The sequence below is a fragment of the Serratia microhaemolytica genome (assembly GCF_004011885.1).
In the GTDB taxonomy this organism is placed as follows: Bacteria; Pseudomonadota; Gammaproteobacteria; order Enterobacterales; family Enterobacteriaceae; genus Serratia_G; species Serratia_G microhaemolytica.
The window spans coordinates 1-679 of the sequence record NZ_SBEF01000137.1; the positions used below are offsets into that span (position 1 = coordinate 1).

At 60.1% G+C, this 679-nt stretch carries 1 protein-coding gene; it reads right to left on the bottom strand.

Annotated elements, in window-relative coordinates; genetic code table 11:
- Positions 1 to 679, bottom strand: a 679-nt coding sequence (locus EOJ37_RS14355) for an AMP-binding protein (RefSeq protein ID WP_155522522.1), incomplete at both ends; no start/stop codon positions are given.

Sequence of the window (679 nt, forward strand, 5' to 3'; positions counted from 1 at the left end):
GATCCGGCAGGAAGCGTTCTGCGGTTAAATCCGCACGCTTAAAGTAGCCGCGTGCCACACCGGCTCCGCCAATGTAAATCTCGCCGACAGCACCCGGAGCCACCGGCTGTCGTTCGCTGTCCAGCAGGTAGATCTGCGCATTGGCAATCGGTCGCCCAATCACCGGCTCGCACCCACCGTCACGCTCAATCAGTGCAACACTGGTATCAACCGTGGTCTCGGTCGGGCCGTAAACATTGACCACATCGATGCCCGCTGTCTGCTGCAAGCGTCGCCATAACTCAGCCGAGATCGCTTCCCCACCGACCAGCACCAGCAAGCGCGCATCTGCACATTGTTGCGCCAATCCTGCCGCCAGCAGACCCTCCAGTTGTGACGGGGTGCAACTGAAGCAATTGGCGCGCGCTGCCACCAGGTGGCTGACCATGTTGGCTGGCTGGTATCGCTGCTCACTGGCGGTCAGGATCAAGGTTCCACCGTGAAATAACACCGCCAGCTCATCCCAACTGGCATCAAACATCAGGCTGGCATTCATCACCATCCGCGCCACACTGACACCCTGCGTTACCAGCAGTTGCCCGGTCGCCAGTACCAGATTGACGATCTGCTGGTGTTCGACCATCACCCCTTTGGGCTGGCCGGTCGAGCCGGAGGTGTAGATCAGGTAGGCCAAGTTGCT